Origin of the sequence: Helicobacter pylori (assembly GCF_003638305.1) — a bacterium.
GTDB lineage: Bacteria > Campylobacterota > Campylobacteria > Campylobacterales > Helicobacteraceae > Helicobacter > Helicobacter pylori_DJ.
On the sequence record NZ_MVYP01000024.1, the window covers coordinates 1 to 4474 of the forward strand.

2 rRNA genes are annotated in these 4474 nt (G+C 42.0%); both read left to right on the forward strand.

Features of this window, described 5'->3' with window-relative positions:
* Nucleotides 1–1186: 1186 nt before the first annotated feature.
* Nucleotides 1187–4074: ribosomal RNA gene (locus tag EAL04_RS07775) — 23S ribosomal RNA — on the forward strand.
* Nucleotides 4075–4306: 232 nt separating this feature from the next.
* Nucleotides 4307–4424, forward strand: a 5S ribosomal RNA gene (gene rrf / locus EAL04_RS07780).
* Nucleotides 4425–4474 lie beyond the last annotated feature (50 nt).

Genomic DNA, 4474 nt, shown 5'->3' on the forward strand with positions numbered 1-4474 from the left:
TTCTCCTTGTATTGAATTTAACTCTGTAAGCCCCACTGATTTAAAAATGGGGCTTATGGAATCAAATGGTTTGAAAAGGTGGTGCGGGTTAATGAAAAGAGAAATAAAAGAGAGAATAATAAAAAATAGGGGATTTTTAAATAGGTTTTTGTAAAAGCGGTAAAAGTATGGTAGCGTTGCTTGATTGCTTGATTGCTTGATTGCTTGATTGCTTGATAGAATGATTGAATGATAGAATGATAGAATGATAGAATGATAGAATGATAGAACACCATTTCTACCCCTTTTTTGAAAAAAAGACAACTTGGGTTATTGTATCTAGCGGTATTTAATCAATGGTTAATGATGTGTATTTATTTTTGCGTTATTTGTTTTATCTAATGATGATGCGTTTTTATCTTATTTTAATGATGTGTTTAATTTAATGATGTGTTTAATTTAATGATGTGTTTAATTTAATGATGTGTTTAATTTAATGATGTGTTTAATTTAATGATGTGTTTAATTTAATGATGTGTTTAATTTAATGATGTGTTTAATTTAATGATGTGTTTAATTTAATGATGTGTTTAATTTAATGATGTGTTTAATTTAATGATGCGTTTGATTTAATGATGCGTTTGATTTAATGATGCGTTTTTATTTTTTAATGATGATGTGTTTTATCTTAAAGCTTTATTCTCTACCCCTTAATTCCAATCGCTCCCCAATCATTTCCAATAACTCTTATCCATATCCTTTCAAACTCTAAAATTCCTTTCAAACTCTAAAATTTCTTTCACATTCCAAAAACTTTAAGCAAACTTTAAGCATTAGATGTCTATAATTACATTTCGTTTTTAAAGACAAGCTTTAAAAAGTTCTTTAATTTGAAACCACTCAAGCAAGTTCTACAAGCTAAAAAGCTTTAAATAAAAGCTCACTAGTTGGTAAAACTTGATTAAAAAAGATTAGGGATCAAGCATTTTTAGTCTTCTTAAAGGGTTTAACAGAGCGATTATAGCAAGTTTTTAAAGAAAAACGAAGTTATTTGATTTAACATTGTTAATAGCCTATGTAAAAGTAAAGTAAAACTACAATAACTCTGTCTTATATTCATTAAGGCAGTGGTAGCGCTGAAGAATATTCGTGCAATTGTCGTTATTCATTATAAAAGGGCGGGTTTTAAAGGATATTTTAAAATTTAAAACAAGCTTTTAAGAGCAGATGGCGGATGCCTTGCCAAAGAGAGGCGATGAAGGACGTACTAGACTGCGATAAGCTATGCGGAGCTGTCAAGGAGCTTTGATGCGTAGATGTCCGAATGGGGCAACCCAACTAATAGAGATATTAGTTACTCTAATTATAGAGAGCGAACCTAGTGAAGTGAAACATCTCAGTAACTAGAGGAAAAGAAATCAACGAGATTCCCTAAGTAGTGGCGAGCGAACGGGGAAAAGGGCAAACCGAGTGCTTGCATTCGGGGTTGAGGACTGCAACATCCAAGAGAACGCTTTAGCAGAGTTACCTGGAAAGGTAAGCCATAGAAAGTGATAGCCTTGTATGCGACAAGGCGTTCTTAGGTAGCAGTATCCAGAGTAGGCCAGGACACGAGAAATCCAGGTTGAAGCCGGGGAGACCACTCTCCAACCCTAAATACTACTCTTTGAGCGATAGCGAACAAGTACCGTGAGGGAAAGGTGAAAAGAACCGCAGTGAGCGGAGTGAAATAGAACCTGAAACCATCTGCTTACAATCATTCAGAGCCCTATGATTTATCAGGGTGATGGACTGCCTTTTGCATAATGATCCTGCGAGTTGTGGTATCTGGCAAGGTTAAGCGAATGCGAAGCCGTAGCGAAAGCGAGTCTTAATAGGGCGAACAAGTCAGATGCTGCAGACCCGAAGCTAAGTGATCTATCCATGGCCAAGTTGAAACGCGTGTAATAGCGCGTGGAGGACTGAACTCGTACCCATTGAAACGGGTTGGGATGAGCTGTGGATAGGGGTGAAAGGCCAAACAAACTTAGTGATAGCTGGTTCTCTTCGAAATATATTTAGGTATAGCCTCAAGTGATAATAAAAGGGGGTAGAGCCCTGATTGGGCTAGGGCTGCTCGCCGCGGTACCAAACCCTATCAAACTTCGAATACCTTTTATCGTATCTTGGGAGTCAGGCGGTGGGTGATAAAATCAATCGTCAAAAGGGGAACAACCCAGACTACCAAATAAGGTCCCTAAGTTCTATTCTGAGTGGAAAAAGATGTGTGGCTACTCAAACAACCAGGAGGTTGGCTTAGAAGCAGCCATCCTTTAAAGAAAGCGTAACAGCTCACTGGTCTAGTGGTCATGCGCTGAAAATATAACGGGGCTAAGATAGACACCGAATTTGTAGATTGTGTTAAACACAGTGGTAGAAGAGCGTTCATACCAGCGTTGAAGGTATACCGGTAAGGAGTGCTGGAGCGGTATGAAGTGAGCATGCAGGAATGAGTAACGATAAGATATATGAGAATTGTATCCGCCGTAAATCTAAGGTTTCCTACGCGATGGTCGTCATCGTAGGGTTAGTCGGGTCCTAAGCCGAGTCCGAAAGGGGTAGGTGATGGCAAATTGGTTAATATTCCAATACCGACTGTGGAGCGTGATGGGGGGACGCATAGGGTTAAGCGAGCTAGCTGATGGAAGCGCTAGTCTAAGGGCGTAGATTGGAGGGAAGGCAAATCCACCTCTGTATTTGAAACCCAAACAGGCTCTTTGAGTCCTTTTAGGACAAAGGGAGAATCGCTGATACCGTCGTGCCAAGAAAAGCCTCTAAGCATATCCATAGTCGTCCGTACCGCAAACCGACACAGGTAGATGAGATGAGTATTCTAAGGCGCGTGAAAGAACTCTGGTTAAGGAACTCTGCAAACTAGCACCGTAAGTTCGCGATAAGGTGTGCCGTAGCAATGCGGTCTCAGCAAAGAGTCCCTCCCGACTGTTTACCAAAAACACAGCACTTTGCCAACTCGTAAGAGGAAGTATAAGGTGTGACGCCTGCCCGGTGCTCGAAGGTTAAGAGGATGCGTCAGTCGCAAGATGAAGCGTTGAATTGAAGCCCGAGTAAACGGCGGCCGTAACTATAACGGTCCTAAGGTAGCGAAATTCCTTGTCGGTTAAATACCGACCTGCATGAATGGCGTAACGAGATGGGAGCTGTCTCAACCAGAGATTCAGTGAAATTGTAGTGGAGGTGAAAATTCCTCCTACCCGCGGCAAGACGGAAAGACCCCGTGGACCTTTACTACAACTTAGCACTGCTAATGGGAATATCATGCGCAGGATAGGTGGGAGGCTTTGAAGTAAGGGCTTTGGCTCTTATGGAGCCATCCTTGAGATACCACCCTTGATGTTTCTGTTAGCTAACTGGCCTGTGTTATCCACAGGCAGGACAATGCTTGGTGGGTAGTTTGACTGGGGCGGTCGCCTCCTAAAAAGTAACGGAGGCTTGCAAAGGTTGGCTCATTGCGGTTGGAAATCGCAAGTTGAGTGTAATGGCACAAGCCAGCCTGACTGTAAGACATACAAGTCAAGCAGAGACGAAAGTCGGTCATAGTGATCCGGTGGTTCTGTGTGGAAGGGCCATCGCTCAAAGGATAAAAGGTACCCCGGGGATAACAGGCTGATCTCCCCCAAGAGCTCACATCGACGGGGAGGTTTGGCACCTCGATGTCGGCTCATCGCATCCTGGGGCTGGAGCAGGTCCCAAGGGTATGGCTGTTCGCCATTTAAAGCGGTACGCGAGCTGGGTTCAGAACGTCGTGAGACAGTTCGGTCCCTATCTGCCGTGGGCGTAGGAAAGTTGAGGAGAGCTGTCCCTAGTACGAGAGGACTGGGATGGACGTGTCACTGGTGCACCAGTTGTTCTGCCAAGAGCATCGCTGGGTAGCTACACACGGATGTGATAACTGCTGAAAGCATCTAAGCAGGAAGCCAACTCCAAGATAAACTTTCCCTGAAGCTCGCACAAAGACTATGTGCTTGATAGGGTAGATGTGTAAGCGCAGTAATGCGTTTAGCTGACTACTACTAATAGAGCGTTTGGCTTGTTTTTTGCTTTTTGATAAGATAACGGCAATAAGCGCGAATGAGTTACCACTGCCTTACTGAGTGTAAGAGAGTTGGAGTTTTATGAAGACTTTTATAGGATTAAACTTTAATCAAAATGAGATATTCTCTGGTTTAAAGCTAAAGGCTATTAACGATCTTCTTTGTTAAAAAACAGCTCCCTATTAAAGAGAAAGGGGAGTTAAGGGTAAATGCGTTTTTATCTTTAGCTCCCTTTTCCTTGTGCCTTTAGAGAAGAGGAACTACCCAGTTAACCATTCCGAACCTGGAAGTCAAGCTCTTCATCGCTGATAATACTGCTCTTTTCAAGAGTGGGAATGTAGGTCGGTGCAGGGATAGGGAAATGTTTTTTTAGTCTTGCTTTTTATTTAATTTCATTATTGATT